The 16,763-nt window shown below is 61.0% G+C and carries 14 protein-coding genes, 2 tRNA genes and 1 pseudogene; 16 read left to right on the top strand and 1 reads right to left on the bottom strand.

The genetic code is table 11. The annotated features are described in order from the left end of the window. Positions 1 to 172 precede the first annotated feature (172 nt). The 6 genes from dnaJ to CSV86_RS30105 all read left to right on the top strand — a co-directional run bounded on the left by dnaJ (position 173) and on the right by CSV86_RS30105 (position 7,738). The gene (gene dnaJ / locus CSV86_RS30130; RefSeq protein WP_009404285.1) at positions 173 to 1,297 is read left to right on the top strand and encodes a molecular chaperone DnaJ; all 1,125 of its coding nucleotides are present in this window, start codon (positions 173 to 175) and stop codon (positions 1,295 to 1,297) included. Between the two features lie 12 nt (positions 1,298 to 1,309). After that, on the top strand, positions 1,310 to 2,113 hold the full coding sequence (gene dapB / locus CSV86_RS30125; protein ID WP_009404286.1) for a 4-hydroxy-tetrahydrodipicolinate reductase: 804 nt from the start codon (positions 1,310 to 1,312) through the stop codon (positions 2,111 to 2,113). A gap of 266 nt (positions 2,114 to 2,379) precedes the next feature. Next, positions 2,380 to 3,516, top strand: a complete 1,137-nt coding sequence (gene carA / locus CSV86_RS30120) for a glutamine-hydrolyzing carbamoyl-phosphate synthase small subunit (protein WP_009404287.1) — start codon at positions 2,380 to 2,382, stop codon at positions 3,514 to 3,516. Positions 3,517 to 3,622: 106 nt separating this feature from the next. Continuing rightward, the gene (gene carB / locus CSV86_RS30115) at positions 3,623 to 6,844 is read left to right on the top strand and encodes a carbamoyl-phosphate synthase large subunit (protein ID WP_009404288.1); all 3,222 of its coding nucleotides are present in this window, start codon (positions 3,623 to 3,625) and stop codon (positions 6,842 to 6,844) included. Further along, positions 6,841 to 7,323, top strand: a complete 483-nt coding sequence (gene greA / locus CSV86_RS30110; RefSeq protein WP_037061676.1) for a transcription elongation factor GreA — start codon at positions 6,841 to 6,843, stop codon at positions 7,321 to 7,323. Before carB ends, greA begins: the two co-directional genes overlap by 4 nt. Further along, positions 7,301 to 7,738 (top strand): hypothetical protein, encoded by a 438-nt coding sequence (locus CSV86_RS30105; protein ID WP_051032725.1) that lies wholly within the window; start codon positions 7,301 to 7,303, stop codon positions 7,736 to 7,738. Before greA ends, CSV86_RS30105 begins: the two co-directional genes overlap by 23 nt. A 25-nt stretch (positions 7,739 to 7,763) precedes the next feature. Here CSV86_RS30105 and yhbY read toward each other — a convergent pair whose 3' ends face one another. Beyond that, positions 7,764 to 8,072, bottom strand: a complete 309-nt coding sequence (gene yhbY, locus CSV86_RS30100) for a ribosome assembly RNA-binding protein YhbY (RefSeq protein WP_009404291.1) — start codon at positions 8,070 to 8,072, stop codon at positions 7,764 to 7,766. 103 nt (positions 8,073 to 8,175) lie between these two features. On the opposite strand from yhbY, the gene rlmE reads away from it, so the two are divergent. The 10 genes and pseudogenes from rlmE (at position 8,176) to nusA (ending at position 16,757) form a co-directional block, all read left to right on the top strand. After that, positions 8,176 to 8,802 carry a 23S rRNA (uridine(2552)-2'-O)-methyltransferase RlmE gene (gene rlmE, locus CSV86_RS30095; protein ID WP_009404292.1) on the top strand — a complete coding sequence of 209 codons (627 nt, stop codon included), beginning with the start codon at positions 8,176 to 8,178 and terminating at the stop codon, positions 8,800 to 8,802. A 203-nt stretch (positions 8,803 to 9,005) separates the two neighbouring features. Then, the gene (ftsH, locus tag CSV86_RS30090) at positions 9,006 to 10,913 is read left to right on the top strand and encodes an ATP-dependent zinc metalloprotease FtsH (protein WP_009404293.1); all 1,908 of its coding nucleotides are present in this window, start codon (positions 9,006 to 9,008) and stop codon (positions 10,911 to 10,913) included. An 8-nt stretch (positions 10,914 to 10,921) separates the two neighbouring features. Further along, entirely contained in the window at positions 10,922 to 11,773 is an 852-nt protein-coding gene (gene folP / locus CSV86_RS30085; RefSeq protein WP_009404294.1) for a dihydropteroate synthase, read from the top strand. A 17-nt stretch (positions 11,774 to 11,790) separates the two neighbouring features. Further along, the gene (gene glmM / locus CSV86_RS30080; RefSeq protein WP_009404295.1) at positions 11,791 to 13,131 is read left to right on the top strand and encodes a phosphoglucosamine mutase; all 1,341 of its coding nucleotides are present in this window, start codon (positions 11,791 to 11,793) and stop codon (positions 13,129 to 13,131) included. 66 nt (positions 13,132 to 13,197) lie between these two features. Continuing rightward, positions 13,198 to 13,952, top strand: a pseudogene (tpiA, locus tag CSV86_RS30075) (triose-phosphate isomerase). A 3-nt stretch (positions 13,953 to 13,955) separates the two neighbouring features. Beyond that, positions 13,956 to 14,351 carry a preprotein translocase subunit SecG gene (secG, locus tag CSV86_RS30070; RefSeq protein WP_009404297.1) on the top strand — a complete coding sequence of 132 codons (396 nt, stop codon included), beginning with the start codon at positions 13,956 to 13,958 and terminating at the stop codon, positions 14,349 to 14,351. 19 nt (positions 14,352 to 14,370) lie between these two features. Next, positions 14,371 to 14,456: transfer RNA gene (locus CSV86_RS30065), tRNA-Leu, on the top strand. Between the two features lie 96 nt (positions 14,457 to 14,552). Next, a tRNA-Met gene (locus tag CSV86_RS30060) sits at positions 14,553 to 14,629 on the top strand. A 129-nt stretch (positions 14,630 to 14,758) separates the two neighbouring features. Then, the gene (rimP, locus tag CSV86_RS30055) at positions 14,759 to 15,217 is read left to right on the top strand and encodes a ribosome maturation factor RimP (RefSeq protein ID WP_009404298.1); all 459 of its coding nucleotides are present in this window, start codon (positions 14,759 to 14,761) and stop codon (positions 15,215 to 15,217) included. A gap of 58 nt (positions 15,218 to 15,275) precedes the next feature. Next, complete coding sequence (gene nusA / locus CSV86_RS30050; protein ID WP_009404299.1) at positions 15,276 to 16,757, top strand: transcription termination factor NusA; 1,482 nt, start codon at positions 15,276 to 15,278, stop codon at positions 16,755 to 16,757. Positions 16,758 to 16,763: the final 6 nt, after the last annotated feature.

Here is a 16,763-nt window from a genome sequence, read left to right as displayed (position 1 = left end):
GTTGACTGATGTTTGACGTTGACTGGTAGGATGTCGCCGCGCGGGGGCTTGCTCCCGCGTTGGCGTGTCTGGAACACCCGAATTTTCTCCAGCACCGGTAGCGATGCCGATGCTGACGGCACAGCGCTGACGCGCAGAGGTTTGCCGAACGTCCTCAAGAGTGCAAAGAACCATGGCAAAGCGTGACTATTACGAGGTTCTGGGAGTCGAGCGGGGCGCGAGCGAGGCTGATTTGAAAAAGGCCTACCGTCGCCTGGCGATGAAGCACCACCCGGACCGTAATCCCGATAGCAAAGAGTCCGAAGAGCTGTTCAAGGAGGCCAACGAGGCCTATGAAGTGCTCTCCGATACCAGCAAGCGTGCCGCGTACGACCAGTACGGCCACGCCGGCGTCGACCCGAGCATGGGTGGCGGCGGTGCCGGTTTTGGCGGCGCCAATTTCTCCGACATCTTCGGCGATGTGTTCAGCGATTTCTTCGGTGGCGGTCGTGGCGGTTCCCGCGGCGGCGCCCAGCGTGGCAGCGACCTGCGCTACACCCTGGAGCTGAACCTCGAAGAGGCGGTGCGTGGTACCACGGTCAATATCCGTGTGCCGACACTGGTCAACTGCAAGCCGTGCGACGGCTCGGGCGCGAAGAAAGGCTCTTCGCCAGCGACCTGCCCGACCTGCGGCGGCATCGGCCAGGTGCGCATGCAGCAAGGCTTCTTCTCGGTGCAGCAGACCTGCCCGCGTTGCCAGGGGCAGGGCAAGATCATCACCGATCCATGCGACTCCTGCCACGGCGAGGGGCGCATCGAAGAGTACAAGACCCTGTCGGTCAAGGTGCCGGCCGGTGTCGATACCGGCGACCGCATTCGCCTCTCCGGCGAAGGCGAGGCGGGCACCCAGGGTGGCCCGACCGGCGACCTGTACGTGGTGATCAATGTGCGCGAGCACCCGATCTTCCAGCGTGACGGCAAGCATCTGTACTGCGAAGTACCGATCAGCTACACCGATGCGGCATTGGGTGGCGAGCTGGAAGTGCCGACCCTCGATGGTCGGGTCAAGCTGAAGATTCCGGAAGGTACCCAGACCGGCAAGCAGTTCCGCTTGCGCGGCAAGGGTGTGGCGCCGGTGCGTGGTGGCGGTGCCGGTGACCTGATGTGCCGTGTGGCGGTCGAGACGCCGGTCAACCTGAGCCGTCGCCAGCGCGAGCTGCTCGAAGAGCTGCGTGCTTCCCTGGAAGGCGACAGTTCCCATTCGCCCAAGGCCAGTGGCTGGTTCGAGGGTGTGAAACGCTTCTTCGGCGATCTGTAAAAGGAAAAACGCATGCGACGTATTGCGGTAATGGGCGCGGCTGGGCGCATGGGCAAGACCCTGGTCGAGGCGATCCAGCACGTCCAGGGCGCTGGTCTGACGGCGGCGGTGGATCGTCCCGACAGCACGCTGGTGGGTGCCGATGCCGGCGAGCTGGCGGCGCTGGGCCGGATCGGCGTGCCGATCTCGGACGACCTGGCCAAGGTGGTGGAAGAGTTCGATGTGTTGATCGACTTCACCCACCCGTCGGTGACCCTGAAGAACCTGGCGTTCTGCCGCAAGGCGGGGAAGGCCATGGTAATCGGCACTACGGGCTTCAGTGCCGAGGAGAAACAGTTGCTGGTCGAGGCGGGCAAGGAGATTCCGATCGTCTTCGCCGCCAACTTCAGCGTCGGGGTCAACCTCTGCCTGAAGCTGCTCGACACCGCTGCCCGTGTGCTGGCCGATGAAGTGGATATCGAGATCATCGAGGCCCACCATCGTCACAAGGTCGATGCGCCGTCCGGTACCGCACTGCGCATGGGCGAAGTGGTGGCCCAGGCGCTGGGGCGCGATCTGAAGGAGGTGGCGGTCTACGGTCGCGAGGGCCAGACCGGCGCACGTGATCGCCAGACCATCGGTTTCGCCACTGTGCGTGCCGGTGATGTGGTCGGTGACCACACCGTGCTGTTCGCCGCCGAGGGCGAGCGCGTGGAGATCACCCACAAGGCTTCCAGTCGTATGACCTTCGCCAAGGGTGCGGTTCGTGCGGCCATGTGGCTCGATGGTCGCGAGCCGGGCCTGTACGATATGCAGGACGTGCTCGACCTGCATTGATTCTGTGCTGCGTTACCCAGAAGTGCCCGGTCTCCATGAGCGGGCACTTCTGCGGCCTTCTCCGATGCGCCCTGTCGCATTCCTGCGTCTTTCAGACACATCAGTGGTAGACCCAAAAAGCGTTTTTCTGTAAGCTACAGCTTTAGTGTGTCCACTAAAAGCGCGCAGATAATTCGACGAAGAAAGCGGGGTGACGTGTCTATACGTCATTCCGCTTTTTTGCAACCTGCGATCGCCCCTTCAGGCTTGATTTACGGGAGGTCTTCTTGACTAAGCCAGCCATACTCGCCCTTGCCGATGGCAGCATTTTTCGCGGTGAAGCCATTGGAGCCGACGGTCAGACCGTTGGTGAGGTGGTGTTCAACACCGCAATGACCGGCTATCAGGAAATCCTGACTGACCCATCGTACTCGCAACAGATCGTTACCCTGACCTACCCTCATATCGGCAACACCGGCACTACCGCCGAAGACGCCGAGTCCGATCGCGTCTGGTCGGCCGGCCTGGTCATCCGCGACCTGCCGCTGATCGCCAGCAACTGGCGTAACACCCTGTCCCTGAGCGATTACCTCAAAGCCAACAATGTCGTGGCCATCGCCGGTATCGATACCCGCCGCCTGACCCGCATCCTGCGTGAGAAAGGCGCACAGAACGGTTGCATCCTGGCCGGTGACAATATCAGCGAGGAAGCCGCCATCGCCGCAGCGCGCGGATTCCCGGGCCTGAAAGGCATGGACCTGGCCAAGGTGGTCAGCACCAAGAGTGCCTATGAGTGGCGCTCCAGTGTCTGGGAGCTGAAAACCGACAGCCACCCGACCATCGAGGCGGCCGACCTGCCGTACCACGTGGTTGCCTACGACTATGGCGTCAAGCTGAACATCCTGCGCATGCTGGTCGCCCGTGGCTGCCGCCTGACCGTCGTCCCGGCGCAGACCCCGGCCAGCGAAGTGCTTGCCCTCAACCCTGATGGCGTGTTCCTGTCCAACGGCCCTGGCGATCCGGAGCCTTGCGACTACGCGATCCAGGCGATCAAGGAAATCCTGGAAACCGATATCCCGGTCTTCGGTATCTGCCTCGGTCACCAACTGCTGGCCCTGGCGTCCGGGGCCAAGACCGTGAAGATGGGCCACGGCCATCACGGTGCCAACCACCCGGTCCAGGACCTGGACACCGGCGTGGTGATGATCACCAGCCAGAACCACGGCTTCGCGGTCGACGAGGCCACCCTGCCGACCAACGTTCGCGCCATCCACAAGTCGCTGTTCGACGGTACCCTGCAGGGCATCGAGCGCACCGACAAGAGCGCGTTCAGCTTCCAGGGCCACCCTGAAGCCAGCCCTGGCCCGACCGATGTCGCGCCACTGTTCGATCGTTTCATCGATGCCATGGCCAAGCGCCGCTAAGCATCCCTGCGTGAAGGCGCTGGACCGGCGAAGCCCGGTTCAGCAGCGCCTGACCAAGATTGTTCAAGACGGCTTGCCGACTGACCTGCGGATTTGAGTGACAACCATGCCAAAACGTACAGACATTAAAAGCATCCTGATTCTCGGCGCTGGCCCGATCGTGATCGGCCAGGCCTGCGAATTCGACTACTCCGGCGCCCAGGCTTGCAAGGCCCTGCGCGAGGAGGGTTTCCGCGTCATCCTGGTGAACTCCAACCCTGCCACCATCATGACCGACCCGGCCATGGCCGACGCCACCTACATCGAGCCGATCAAGTGGCAGTCCGTTGCCAAGATCATCGAGAAGGAGCGCCCGGACGCGCTGCTGCCGACCATGGGTGGCCAGACCGCACTGAACTGCGCCCTGGACCTGGAGCGCGAAGGCGTCCTGGAGAAATTCGGCGTGGAAATGATCGGCGCCAACGCCGACACCATCGACAAGGCCGAAGACCGTTCGCGTTTCGACAAGGCAATGAAGGCCATCGGCCTGGAATGCCCGCGCTCGGGTATCGCCCACAGCATGGAAGAGGCCAATGCGGTCCTCGAGAAGCTGGGCTTCCCGTGCATCATCCGTCCGTCCTTCACCATGGGCGGTACCGGTGGTGGCATCGCCTACAACCGTGAAGAGTTCGAAGAGATCTGCGCCCGTGGCCTGGACCTGTCGCCGACCAAGGAACTGCTGATCGACGAATCGCTGATCGGCTGGAAAGAGTACGAGATGGAAGTGGTCCGCGACAAAAAGGACAACTGCATCATCGTCTGCTCCATCGAGAACTTCGACCCGATGGGCGTGCACACCGGTGACTCGATCACCGTTGCTCCGGCACAGACCCTGACCGATAAGGAATACCAGATCATGCGCAACGCCTCCCTGGCGGTGCTGCGTGAAATCGGTGTCGAAACCGGCGGTTCCAACGTGCAGTTCGGTATCTGCCCGAACACCGGCCGCATGGTCGTGATCGAAATGAACCCGCGGGTATCCCGTTCCTCCGCACTGGCTTCGAAAGCCACCGGCTTCCCGATCGCCAAGATCGCCGCCAAGCTGGCTGTCGGCTACACCCTCGACGAGCTGCAGAACGACATCACCGGCGGTCGTACCCCGGCGTCCTTCGAACCATCGATCGACTACGTCGTCACCAAGCTGCCACGTTTCGCCTTCGAGAAATTCCCGAAAGCCGACGCCCGCCTGACCACCCAGATGAAATCCGTGGGTGAAGTCATGGCCATCGGCCGGACCTTCCAGGAGTCGCTGCAAAAAGCCCTGCGTGGCCTGGAAGTCGGTGTGTGCGGCCTCGACCCGAAAGTCGACCTGGCCAACCCGGAAACCCCGAGCATCCTCAAGCGCGAGCTGACCGTGCCGGGCGCCGAGCGTATCTGGTACGTGGCCGATGCCTTCCGCGCCGGCATGACCCGCGACGAAATCTTCGCCCTGACCAGCATCGACCACTGGTTCCTGATCCAGATCGAAGACCTGATCAAGGAAGAAGAGAAGGTCAAGACCCTGGGCCTGGCCGCCATCGACAAGCAACTGATGCTGAACCTCAAGCGCAAGGGCTTCTCCGACCAGCGCCTGGCCAAGCTGCTGGGCATCACCGACAAGAACCTGCGCCGCCATCGCCACAAGCTGGAAGTCTTCCCGGTGTACAAGCGCGTGGATACCTGCGCCGCCGAGTTCGCCACCGACACCGCCTACCTGTACTCGACCTACGAGGAAGAGTGCGAGGCCAATCCGTCGACCCGCGACAAGATCATGATCCTGGGCGGCGGTCCGAACCGTATCGGCCAGGGCATCGAGTTCGACTACTGCTGCGTGCATGCCGCGCTGGCACTGCGTGACGACGGTTACGAGACCATCATGGTCAACTGCAACCCGGAAACCGTTTCCACCGACTACGACACCTCCGACCGCCTGTACTTCGAGCCGCTGACCCTGGAAGACGTGCTGGAAGTGGTGCGCGTCGAGAAGCCGAAGGGCGTCATCGTCCACTACGGCGGCCAGACCCCGCTGAAACTGGCTCGCGCCCTGGAAGAGGCCGGTGTACCGATCATCGGTACCAGCCCTGACGCCATCGACCGTGCCGAAGACCGCGAGCGCTTCCAGCAGATGGTCCAGCGCCTGAACCTGCTGCAGCCGCCAAACGCCACCGTGCGCAGCGAAGACGAAGCCATTCGCGCCGCTGGCGATATCGGCTACCCGCTGGTCGTTCGTCCGTCCTACGTACTGGGCGGCCGCGCCATGGAAATCGTCTACGAGCTGGACGAGCTGAAGCGCTACCTCCGTGAAGCGGTCCAGGTCTCCAACGACAGCCCGGTGCTGCTCGACCACTTCCTCAACTGCGCCATCGAGATGGACGTGGATGCGGTCTGCGACGGCACCGACGTGGTCATCGGCGCGATCATGCAGCACATCGAGCAGGCCGGTGTTCACTCCGGTGACTCTGCATGCTCGCTGCCGCCGTACTCGCTGCCTGCCCATGTGCAGGACGAAGTCCGCGAGCAGGTCAAGAAGATGGCCCTGGAGCTGGGCGTTGTCGGCCTGATGAACGTGCAGCTGGCCCTGCAGGGCGACAAGATCTACGTGATCGAAGTCAACCCGCGCGCTTCGCGGACCGTGCCTTTCGTTTCGAAGTGCATCGGCACCTCGCTGGCGATGATCGCGGCCCGTGTCATGGCCGGCAAGACCCTGAAAGAGCTGGGCTTCACCAAGGAAATCATTCCTAACTTCTACAGCGTCAAGGAAGCGGTGTTCCCGTTCGCCAAGTTCCCGGGGGTTGACCCGATCCTCGGCCCTGAGATGAAATCCACCGGCGAAGTCATGGGTGTCGGCGACAGCTTCGGTGAAGCCTTCGCCAAGGCCCAGATGGGTGCCAGCGAAGTGCTGCCGACCGGCGGTACCGCGTTCATCAGCGTGCGTGACGACGACAAGCCGCAAGTGGCCGGCGTTGCCCGCGACCTGATTGCCCTGGGCTTCGAAGTGGTCGCAACTGCCGGAACCGCGAAGATCATCGAGGCGGCCGGCCTGAAAGTGCGTCGCGTGAACAAGGTGACCGAAGGTCGTCCGCACGTGGTCGACATGATCAAGAACGACGAAGTGTCGCTGATCATCAACACCACCGAAGGTCGCCAGTCGATCGCCGATTCCTACTCGATTCGCCGCAATGCGTTGCAGCACAAGATCTACTGCACCACCACCATTGCGGCCGGTGAAGCTATCTGCGAAGCGCTGAAGTTCGGTCCGGAAAAGACCGTTCGCCGCTTGCAGGATCTGCATGCAGGACTCAAAGCATGAGCATTACCAAGTACCCGATGACCGTCCAGGGCGCTCGCGCCCTGGAAGACGAACTGACCTTCCTCAGCAAGACCGAGCGCCCACGCCTCAGCCAGGCGATCGGTGAAGCGCGGGAGCTGGGCGATCTCAAGGAAAACGCCGAATACCACGCCGCCCGTGAAGAACAGGGCATGGTCGAGGCGCGGATCCGCGACATCGAAGGCCGTCTGCAGAACTCGGTGGTGATCGACGTCACCACCATCGCCCATACCGGCAAGGTGATTTTCGGTACCACCGTGGATCTGGAAAACACCGAGACCGGCGATCAGGTGACCTACCAGATCGTTGGCGAGGACGAGGCTGATATCAAGAAAGGCAAGCTCTCTGCGAGCGCGCCGATCGCCCGCGCCATCATCGGCAAGGAAGAAGGCGATGTGGTCGTGGTGAAAACCCCGAGCGGCACGGTCGAGTACGAGATTGTCGAAGTCAAGCACATCTGACGACAGCCTCTCCGGGCCTTGCGTCGAAGCCATCCTCTGGCAACTGGCCCAGGTGTTCTGGGTCGGTGGCCTTTGGGTGTTTCATGTCGGCCTGGTGCCGGCGTTGAAGGTCAGCAGCCTGGCGCCCCTGCTGATAGAGGACATCTCTATCCAGATCGACCGCTGGTTGATCGGCGTGGCGGCGCTGGGATTGTTGACGCAATTGGCCGTGCTGGTGCGGCTGAAGGGATTGCCGGCGTGCTGGCGGCTGTTCAGCGGCAAGTTGCTGCTGGTCGGTTTCACCGCATGCATCGGCTATTACACCTTGCGCTACGGCTTCTCCGCCGGTGCGCGCTGGCAGGTGTTCTGCTTCGTCGTGCTGGGGCTCAGCGGCATTGCGCTGGTGGCCCAGCCCGTCCCGACCAGGGCGCGTTAGGACGCGCCGCTGACCGGTGTCACCGTCACTTGTAGCGGTGGATATTGGACAGTTGCTTGTTCGGTTGCGGGTTACGGCGATACAGCAGGACCATCTTGCCGATGATCTGTACCTGTTCGGCTCGGCCGATCTTGCTCAGTTCATCCATGACTGCCCGACGCTCTTCCCGGTCTTCGAGCTTGACCTGCACCTTGATCAGTTCATGATCTACCAGGGCACGCTCGAGTTCGGCGAGGACACCTTCGGTCAAGCCATTGCCTGCCACGATCAGGACCGGTTTCAGGTCGTGACCAATGGATTTGTACTGTTTCTTCTGCTCGTTATTGAGCGGCATAATCGGACCCTTTCGTCTGGATTCTGTAAAAATGGCGGCCATTTTACCCGAGGGCCCGTGGCTCCGCCCAGTCAATCACGACGCTTAATCATCGAGGTGCCCAGTGGCGCAGCGTTCCAAGAGCAGCCATAACTGGCTGAGAGAGCATTTCAACGATCCTTTCGTCAAACAGGCGCAAAAGGACGGCTACCGCTCGCGCGCGAGCTACAAACTGCTGGAAATCCAGGAAAAGGACCGCTTGATCCGCCCGGGCATGAGCGTGATCGACCTCGGCGCCGCGCCGGGTGGCTGGTCCCAGGTCACCAGCCGGCTGATCGGCGGGCAAGGTCGGCTGATCGCTTCCGACATCCTGGAAATGGACAGCATTCCCGACGTGACCTTCATCCAGGGCGATTTCACCCAGGACGAAGTGCTTGCGCAGATTCTCGAGGCCGTAGGTAATTCACAGGTGGACCTTGTGATTTCGGATATGGCCCCCAACATGAGTGGTACGCCTGCTGTCGATATGCCGCGGGCGATGTTCCTTTGTGAGCTGGCCCTTGATCTGGCCAGTCGCGTCCTGCGTCCAGGTGGGGATTTTCTGATCAAGATCTTCCAGGGTGAAGGCTTCGATACCTATTTGAAGGACGTTCGTCAGAAATTCGACAAGGTCCAGATGCGCAAGCCGTCGTCTTCACGAGATCGCTCGCGCGAGCAGTACCTCCTGGCAAGAGGCTACCGCGGCGAATAACGCGGCGGCTTTGCGCGGCGCCGATAGTATTTTCCAATCGGTCTCCCCGCGTGGTGTGGATGAATATCGTGTAGTCTGGATTCACAAAGGGTTACAGACGGCGCCAACAGCCGTTGTAGGTAATGTAGTAAGTTAAGCCGCTGATTATCATGCGAGGCACGGTTGCGCCTAAACCTGCTTCAGAGGGTAGCGAATTGAACGATATGGCAAAGAATTTGATCCTGTGGTTGATCATCGCGGCGGTCCTGGTGACGGTGATGAACAACTTCTCCAGCCCGAATGAGCCGCAGACCCTCAACTATTCCGACTTCATCCAGCAAGTCAAGGATGGCAAGGTCGAGCGCGTCACGGTCGACGGTGCTGTCATTACCGGCAAGCGCAGCGACGGCGATACCTTCAAGACCATCCGTCCGGCGATCCAGGACAACGGCCTGATTGGCGACCTGGTCGACAATCACGTGGTGATCGAAGGTCGTCAACCCGAGCAGCAGAGCATCTGGACCCAGTTGCTCGTAGCCAGCTTCCCGATCCTGGTGATCATCGCGGTGTTCATGTTCTTCATGCGCCAGATGCAGGGCGGTGCCGGCGGCAAGGGTGGCCCGATGAGCTTCGGCAAGAGCAAGGCGCGCCTCTTGTCCGAAGACCAGGTCAAGACGACCCTGGCCGACGTCGCCGGTTGCGACGAAGCCAAGGAAGAAGTTGGCGAGCTGGTCGAGTTCCTGCGTGATCCGGGCAAGTTCCAGCGCCTGGGTGGTCGTATCCCACGCGGTGTACTGATGGTCGGCCCTCCGGGTACCGGCAAGACCCTGCTGGCCAAGGCTATCGCAGGTGAGGCCAAGGTGCCGTTCTTCACCATTTCCGGTTCGGACTTCGTGGAAATGTTCGTCGGTGTCGGTGCCAGCCGTGTGCGCGACATGTTCGAACAGGCCAAGAAGCACGCACCGTGCATCATCTTCATCGACGAGATCGACGCCGTGGGTCGCCATCGCGGCGCCGGCATGGGCGGCGGTCACGACGAGCGCGAGCAGACCCTCAACCAGTTGCTGGTAGAGATGGACGGCTTCGAAATGAACGATGGCATCATCGTCATCGCTGCCACCAACCGTCCTGACGTGCTTGACCCGGCGCTGCTGCGTCCCGGTCGCTTCGACCGCCAGGTGGTGGTCGGTCTGCCGGATATTCGCGGTCGCGAACAGATCCTCAAGGTCCATATGCGCAAGGTGCCGATCGGCGACAACGTCAACCCGGCGGTCATCGCGCGCGGTACACCTGGCTTCTCCGGTGCCGACCTGGCCAACCTGGTCAACGAGGCCTCGCTCTTTGCCGCCCGCGGTGGCAAGCGCGTGGTGGAGATGAAGGAGTTCGAGCTGGCCAAGGACAAGATCATGATGGGCGCCGAGCGCAAGACCATGGTCATGTCGGAGAAAGAGAAACAGAACACTGCCTACCACGAGGCGGGCCACGCCATCGTCGGTCGCATCGTTCCCGAGCATGATCCGGTGTACAAGGTTTCGATCATCCCGCGCGGTCGTGCGCTGGGCGTGACCATGTTCCTGCCGGAAGAAGACCGCTACAGCCTGTCCAAGCGCGCGCTGATCAGCCAGATCTGCTCGCTGTACGGCGGCCGTATCGCCGAAGAGATGACCCTGGGCTTCGACGGTGTGACCACCGGCGCCTCCAACGACATCATGCGTGCCAGCCAGATCGCACGGAACATGGTGACCAAGTGGGGGCTGTCGGAAAAGCTCGGGCCGCTGATGTACGCCGAGGAAGAGGGCGAAGTGTTCCTGGGCCGAGGCTCCAGTGGCCAGCACACCAATGTGTCGGGCGAGACCGCCAAGCTGATTGACTCCGAGGTGCGCAGCATCATCGACCAGTGCTATGCCACTGCCAAGCAGATTCTCACGGACAACCGTGACAAGCTCGACGCCATGGCCGATGCGCTGATGAAGTACGAAACCATCGACGCCGACCAGATCGACGACATCATGGCAGGTCGTACACCGCGCGAGCCGCGGGACTGGGACAACGATTCCGGTACTTCGGGCACCGCTGCATCCCAGGGCGACCGTCCCGAGTCCCCTATCGGTGGTCCGGCTGCGCAACACTAAGGGTTGACATGACTTCACAGCAGTACCCAACCCGGTTGCCTTGCGGCAACCGGGTTCTCGACCTTTCCCGTACCCATGTCATGGGTATCCTCAATATCACTCCGGATTCCTTCTCCGATGGCGGCCGCTTCACCCAGCGTGATGCGGCCTTGCGTCATGCCGAGGAAATGGTTGCGGCAGGAGCCACGCTTATCGACGTCGGTGGCGAGTCCACTCGGCCAGGTGCGCGGGTGGTGACGGCGCTCGAAGAGCTGGAACGCGTTGCGCCCATCGTCGAAGCGCTCAATCGCGAGCTGGATGTGGTGATCTCCGTGGACACATCCACGCCGGCGGTCATTCGCGAGTCGGCGCGGCTGGGGGCGGGGTTGATCAACGATGTCCGCTCGCTGTCACGGGATGGCGCCCTGGATGCGGCGGCGGCCACCGGCTTGCCGGTATGCCTGATGCATATGCGCGGCGAACCCGGAAACATGCAGGACGACCCGCATTACGAAGACGTGACTGCCGAGGTCGGGCGCTATCTTGAAGCGCGTATGGCTGCCTGTGCGGCGGTCGGCATCGAGGCGGAACGCATTATTCTTGATCCGGGCTTCGGCTTTGCCAAAACCCTGGAGCATAATCTTAGTCTGTTCAAGCACATGGACAGCTTGCAGCGCCTGGGGCGCCCGCTGTTGGTGGGCGTTTCACGCAAGAGCATGATCGGCCTGACCCTCAACCGGCCAGTAAACGAGCGGATGTACGGTAGCCTGGCGCTGGCTGCCTTGGCGATGACAAAAGGGGCCGCGATCCTGCGTGTCCATGATGTCGCTGAAACCGTCGATGTCGTACGGATGATCGCCGCAGTACAAGACGCCGAATAAAGAATGACGGAGCATTTATGAGCAGAAAATATTTTGGTACCGACGGCATTCGCGGCCGCGTCGGGGAATACCCGATCACTCCTGATTTCATGCTCAAGCTTGGCTGGGCGGCGGGCATGGCGTTCCGCAAGCAGGGCAACTGCCGGGTGCTGGTGGGCAAGGACACGCGCATTTCCGGGTACATGTTCGAATCGGCGCTGGAAGCCGGGCTGTCCGCTGCCGGGGCGGACGTCCTGCTGCTGGGCCCGATGCCGACCCCGGCCATTGCCTATCTGACCCGGACCTTCCACGCCGAAGCCGGTATCGTGATCAGCGCGTCGCACAATCCGCACGACGACAACGGCATCAAGTTTTTCTCCGGGCAGGGCACCAAGCTGCCGGATGAGGTCGAACTGATGATCGAGGAGTTGCTCGACCAGCCGATGACCGTGGTCGAGTCCAGCAAGCTGGGCAAGGTTTCGCGGATCAACGACGCGGCGGGCCGCTACATCGAGTTCTGCAAGAGCAGCGTGCCGAGCAGTACTGACTTTTCCGGGCTCAAGCTGGCCATCGACTGTGCCCATGGCGCAACCTACAAGGTAGCGCCCAGCGTGTTCCGGGAACTGGGCGCCGATGTCACGGTGCTTGCCAACCAGCCCGATGGGTTGAATATCAACGAAAACTGCGGCTCCACGCACATCGAGTCATTGCAGGCGGCGGTCCTGGTCGGGCATGCCGACCTCGGCATTGCTTTCGATGGTGACGGTGACCGCGTGCTGATGGTGGATCACACCGGTGCCATCGTCGATGGTGACGAACTGCTGTTCATCATCGCTCGTGATCTGCAGGAGCGCGGCAAGTTGCAAGGTGGCGTGGTCGGGACGCTGATGAGCAACCTTGGCCTGGAGCTGGCCTTGAAGGACCTCGACATTCCGTTCGTACGTGCCAAGGTCGGCGACCGCTATGTCATGTCCGAGCTGCTCGAGCGCGACTGGATCATCGGCGGCGAGAACTCCGGGCATGTCGTGTGCTGCAGCCACACCACCACCGGCGATGCGATCATCGCGGCATTGCAGGTGCTGATGGCCCTCAAACGTCGCGGCGAGACCCTGGCACAAGCCCGCCAGGCCGTGCGCAAATGTCCGCAGGTGTTGATCAACGTGCGTTTCGGCGCCAGCAAGGTCGACCCGCTGGAGCATCCTGACGTGAAGGCTGCTTGCGAGCGTGTCACCGAGGAGATGGCCGGGCGTGGCCGCGTGTTGCTGCGCAAGTCCGGAACAGAGCCTCTGGTGCGCGTAATGGTCGAAGGTGACGACGAATCCCAGGTGCGTGGCCATGCCGAAGCCCTGGCAAAACTGGTAAGTGAAGTTTGCGTTTGATTTACGCTTGCCAGTGATGAATTGGTTGGGTAACATCTGCGCCCACTTTGACCCACGAGGTAAAGCATGCGTCGCCCAATGGTAGCTGGTAACTGGAAAATGCACGGTACCCGCGCCAGCGTCGCTGAGCTGATCAAGGGCTTGAGCAATCAGATCCTGCCGAGCGGTGTTGATGTCGCGGTGTTCCCACCGAGTCTGTTCATCAGCCAGGTGATCGAGGGGCTGGAAGGCAAATCGATCGTGGTAGGTGCGCAGAACGCTGCGGTGGAGTCCCAGCAAGGGGCTCTGACCGGAGAGGTGGCGCCGAGTCAGTTGGTCGATGCCGGTTGCAAGCTGGTGTTGATTGGTCACTCGGAGCGGCGGCAGATCCTGGGCGAGCAGGACTCGACCCTGATCCGGAAGTTCGCAGCGGCACAGTCCTGTGGCTTGAAGCCAGTGTTCTGTGTAGGGGAAACCCTCGAAGAGCGTGAAGCGAACAAAACGCTCGAGGTTGTGGGGCGTCAGTTGGACAGCATCATCAACCAACTGGGTATTTCTGCTTTTGCAGATGCGATTATCGCTTATGAGCCTGTATGGGCCATCGGCACTGGCCTGACGGCCACTCCGCAACAGGCGCAGGATGTGCATAAAGCCATCCGCGACCAGTTGGCGGCGAAGGATCCGGAAGTTGCGCAAAATACGCGGCTTCTATACGGCGGCAGCGTGAAGGCGGCCAATGCGGCTGAGCTGTTCGGCATGCCGGATATCGATGGGGGCTGATTGGTGGGGCTTCCCTGAACGCAGACGAATTCGGTGCAATTTGTCGCGCCGCAGGAAACTGAAAAATGCTGGAAACAGTTATTGTCGTTCTTCATCTGTTGGGCGCACTGGGCTTGGTAGTACTGGTTCTGCTGCAACAGGGTAAAGGTGCGGAAGCGGGTGCATCTTTCGGCGCAGGTGCTTCAAATACTGTGTTCGGAAGCCAAGGTTCCGCTACCTTTTTGAGTAAGTTTACTGCTATACTAGCTGCCTCTTTCTTCTTAACTGCTCTTGGGTTAGGATACTTTGCTAAAGAGAAAGCTCATCAGCTGACTCAAGCAGGTTTGCCAGATCCAGCGGTTCTGGAAGTGCAGCAAAACAAACCGGCAACAGATGATGTACCGGTGCTCCAGGGGCAACAGCAACAGAAGAACGAAGCTGGCAACAATAGCGATGTTCCTCAGGCTCCAGAGCAGAAGTAACGGGTTTCAAAGTAGTATTGCCGAGGTGGTGGAATTGGTAGACACGCAACCTTGAGGTGGTTGTGCCCATAGGGTGTAGGGGTTCGAGTCCCCTTCTCGGTACCAATTGAAGCATGGGAGCCCGCACTAGCGGGCTTTCTTGCAGGTGGAGGTTGATTGACCCTCCCGGGGTTCGGTCGTATACTTTCGCCCCAGCTTTGTCGCGGGGTGGAGCAGTCTGGTAGCTCGTCGGGCTCATAACCCGAAGGTCGTTGGTTCAAATCCAGCCCCCGCAACCAGTTTTAGCGGAGCCCCTTTTCAGGGGCTTTTTGTTAGCTAAACAGTTCTCAGGCGCCACATTCCACGGCGCATTTCACGATGGGCGCTTGCCCATTTTTTATTTGCACAGCATGCACGAGGGGGTTCAGGTGTCGAGCAAGCTAGAACAGTTGCAGGCCTTGTTGGCCCCGGTAGTCGAAGCGCTTGGCTATCAATGCTGGGGGATCGAGTTCATTTCCCAGGGCAAGCATTCGGTACTGCGTATCTATATCGACAAAGAGGACGGCATCCTGGTGGATGACTGCGAAGTCGTCAGTCGCCAGGTCAGCGGTATTCTGGACGTTGAAGATCCCATCAGCACCGAATACACCCTGGAAGTCTCCTCTCCTGGCATGGATCGCCCACTGTTCACCCTTGAACAGTTTGCTTCGCATGCCGGCGAACAAGTGAAGATCAAGCTGCGTACGCCCTTCGAAGGTCGTCGTAACTTTCAAGGCCTGATCCGTGGTGTTGAGGAGCAGGATGTCGTGGTCCAGGTGGACAATCACGAATTCCTGCTGCCCATCGACTCGATCGACAAGGCCAACATTATTCCCAGTTTTGACTGAGACATGCCGGAGCTGCGGTTGACGCGGTTCCAATGGCTTGCGAAAGGCGAGGCGTACGATGAGCAAAGAAGTACTGCTGGTTGTTGAGTCGGTATCCAATGAAAAGGGTGTACCGGCGGGCGTGATTTTCGAAGCGCTGGAGGTGGCCCTGGCCACTGCAACCAAAAAACGTTTTGAAGACGAAGTCGACCTGCGTGTGGAAATCAACCGCCACACCGGTAACTACGAGACCTTCCGTCGCTGGACCGTGGTCGAGGACGAAGACCTCGACGATCCGGCCATCGAGCTGGCGGTAGACCAGGCCCAGGCTAAAAAGCCGGGCGCAGTGGCGGGCGACATCATCGAAGAGAAGATCGAGTCCATCGAGTTCGGTCGTATCGCAGCCCAGACCGCCAAGCAGGTCATCGTGCAGAAGGTTCGCGAAGCCGAGCGTGCACAGGTCGTCGACGCTTATCGCGAGCGCCTGGGCGAAATCATCTCCGGCACCGTGAAGAAGGTGACCCGCGACAACGTCATCGTTGACCTGGGTAACAACGCCGAAGCCCTGCTGGCTCGCGAAGACATCATTTCCCGCGAGACCTTCCGCGTCGGCGTTCGCGTTCGTGCGCTGCTCAAGGAGATCCGCACCGAGAACCGCGGCCCGCAGTTGATCCTGTCGCGTACCGCGCCGCAGATGCTGATCGAACTGTTCCGCATCGAAGTGCCGGAAATCGCCGAGGGCCTGATCGAAGTGATGGGCGCGTCCCGCGACCCGGGCTCCCGTGCCAAGATCGCCGTCCGCTCCAAGGACAAGCGTATCGACCCGCAAGGCGCCTGCATCGGCATGCGCGGTTCGCGCGTCCAGGCCGTTTCCGGCGAACTGGGTGGCGAGCGGGTCGACATCGTGCTTTGGGACGACAACCCGGCGCAGTTCGTCATCAATGCCATGTCGCCTGCCGAAGTGGCGGCGATCATCGTTGATGAAGACGCCCACGCGATGGACATCGCCGTGGCTGCCGACAACCTGGCCCAGGCCATTGGCCGAGGTGGCCAGAACGTGCGCCTGGCGAGCCAACTGACCGGCTGGACCCTGAACGTGATGACCGAATCGGACATCCAGGCCAAGCAGCAAGCCGAGACTGGCGACATCCTGCGCAACTTCATCGAAGAGCTGGAAGTCGACGAGGAACTGGCCCAGGTGCTGGTTGACGAGGGCTTCACCAGCCTCGAAGAAATTGCCTACGTACCGCTGGAAGAAATGCTCAACATCGATGGCTTCGACGAGGAAATCGTCAACGAGCTTCGCGCTCGGGCCAAGGACCGCCTGTTGACCAAAGCCATCGCTACCGAGGAAAAACTGGCAGACGCCCACCCGGCCGAAGACCTGCTCTCCCTCGAGGGCATGGACAACGACCTGGCAGCGGAACTGGCGGTGCGCGGCGTGGTTAACCGCGAAGACCTGGCCGAGCAGTCGATTGACGACCTGCTCGACATCGACGGCATCGACGAAGAGCGTGCCGGCAAGTTGATCATGGCCGCCCGAGCCCACTGGTTCGAGTAAGCAGGC

Source organism: Pseudomonas bharatica CSV86 (assembly GCF_000319305.2).
GTDB classification, from domain to species: Bacteria; Pseudomonadota; Gammaproteobacteria; order Pseudomonadales; family Pseudomonadaceae; genus Aquipseudomonas; species Aquipseudomonas bharatica.
This window is presented reverse-complemented; position numbering and strand designations above follow the sequence as displayed.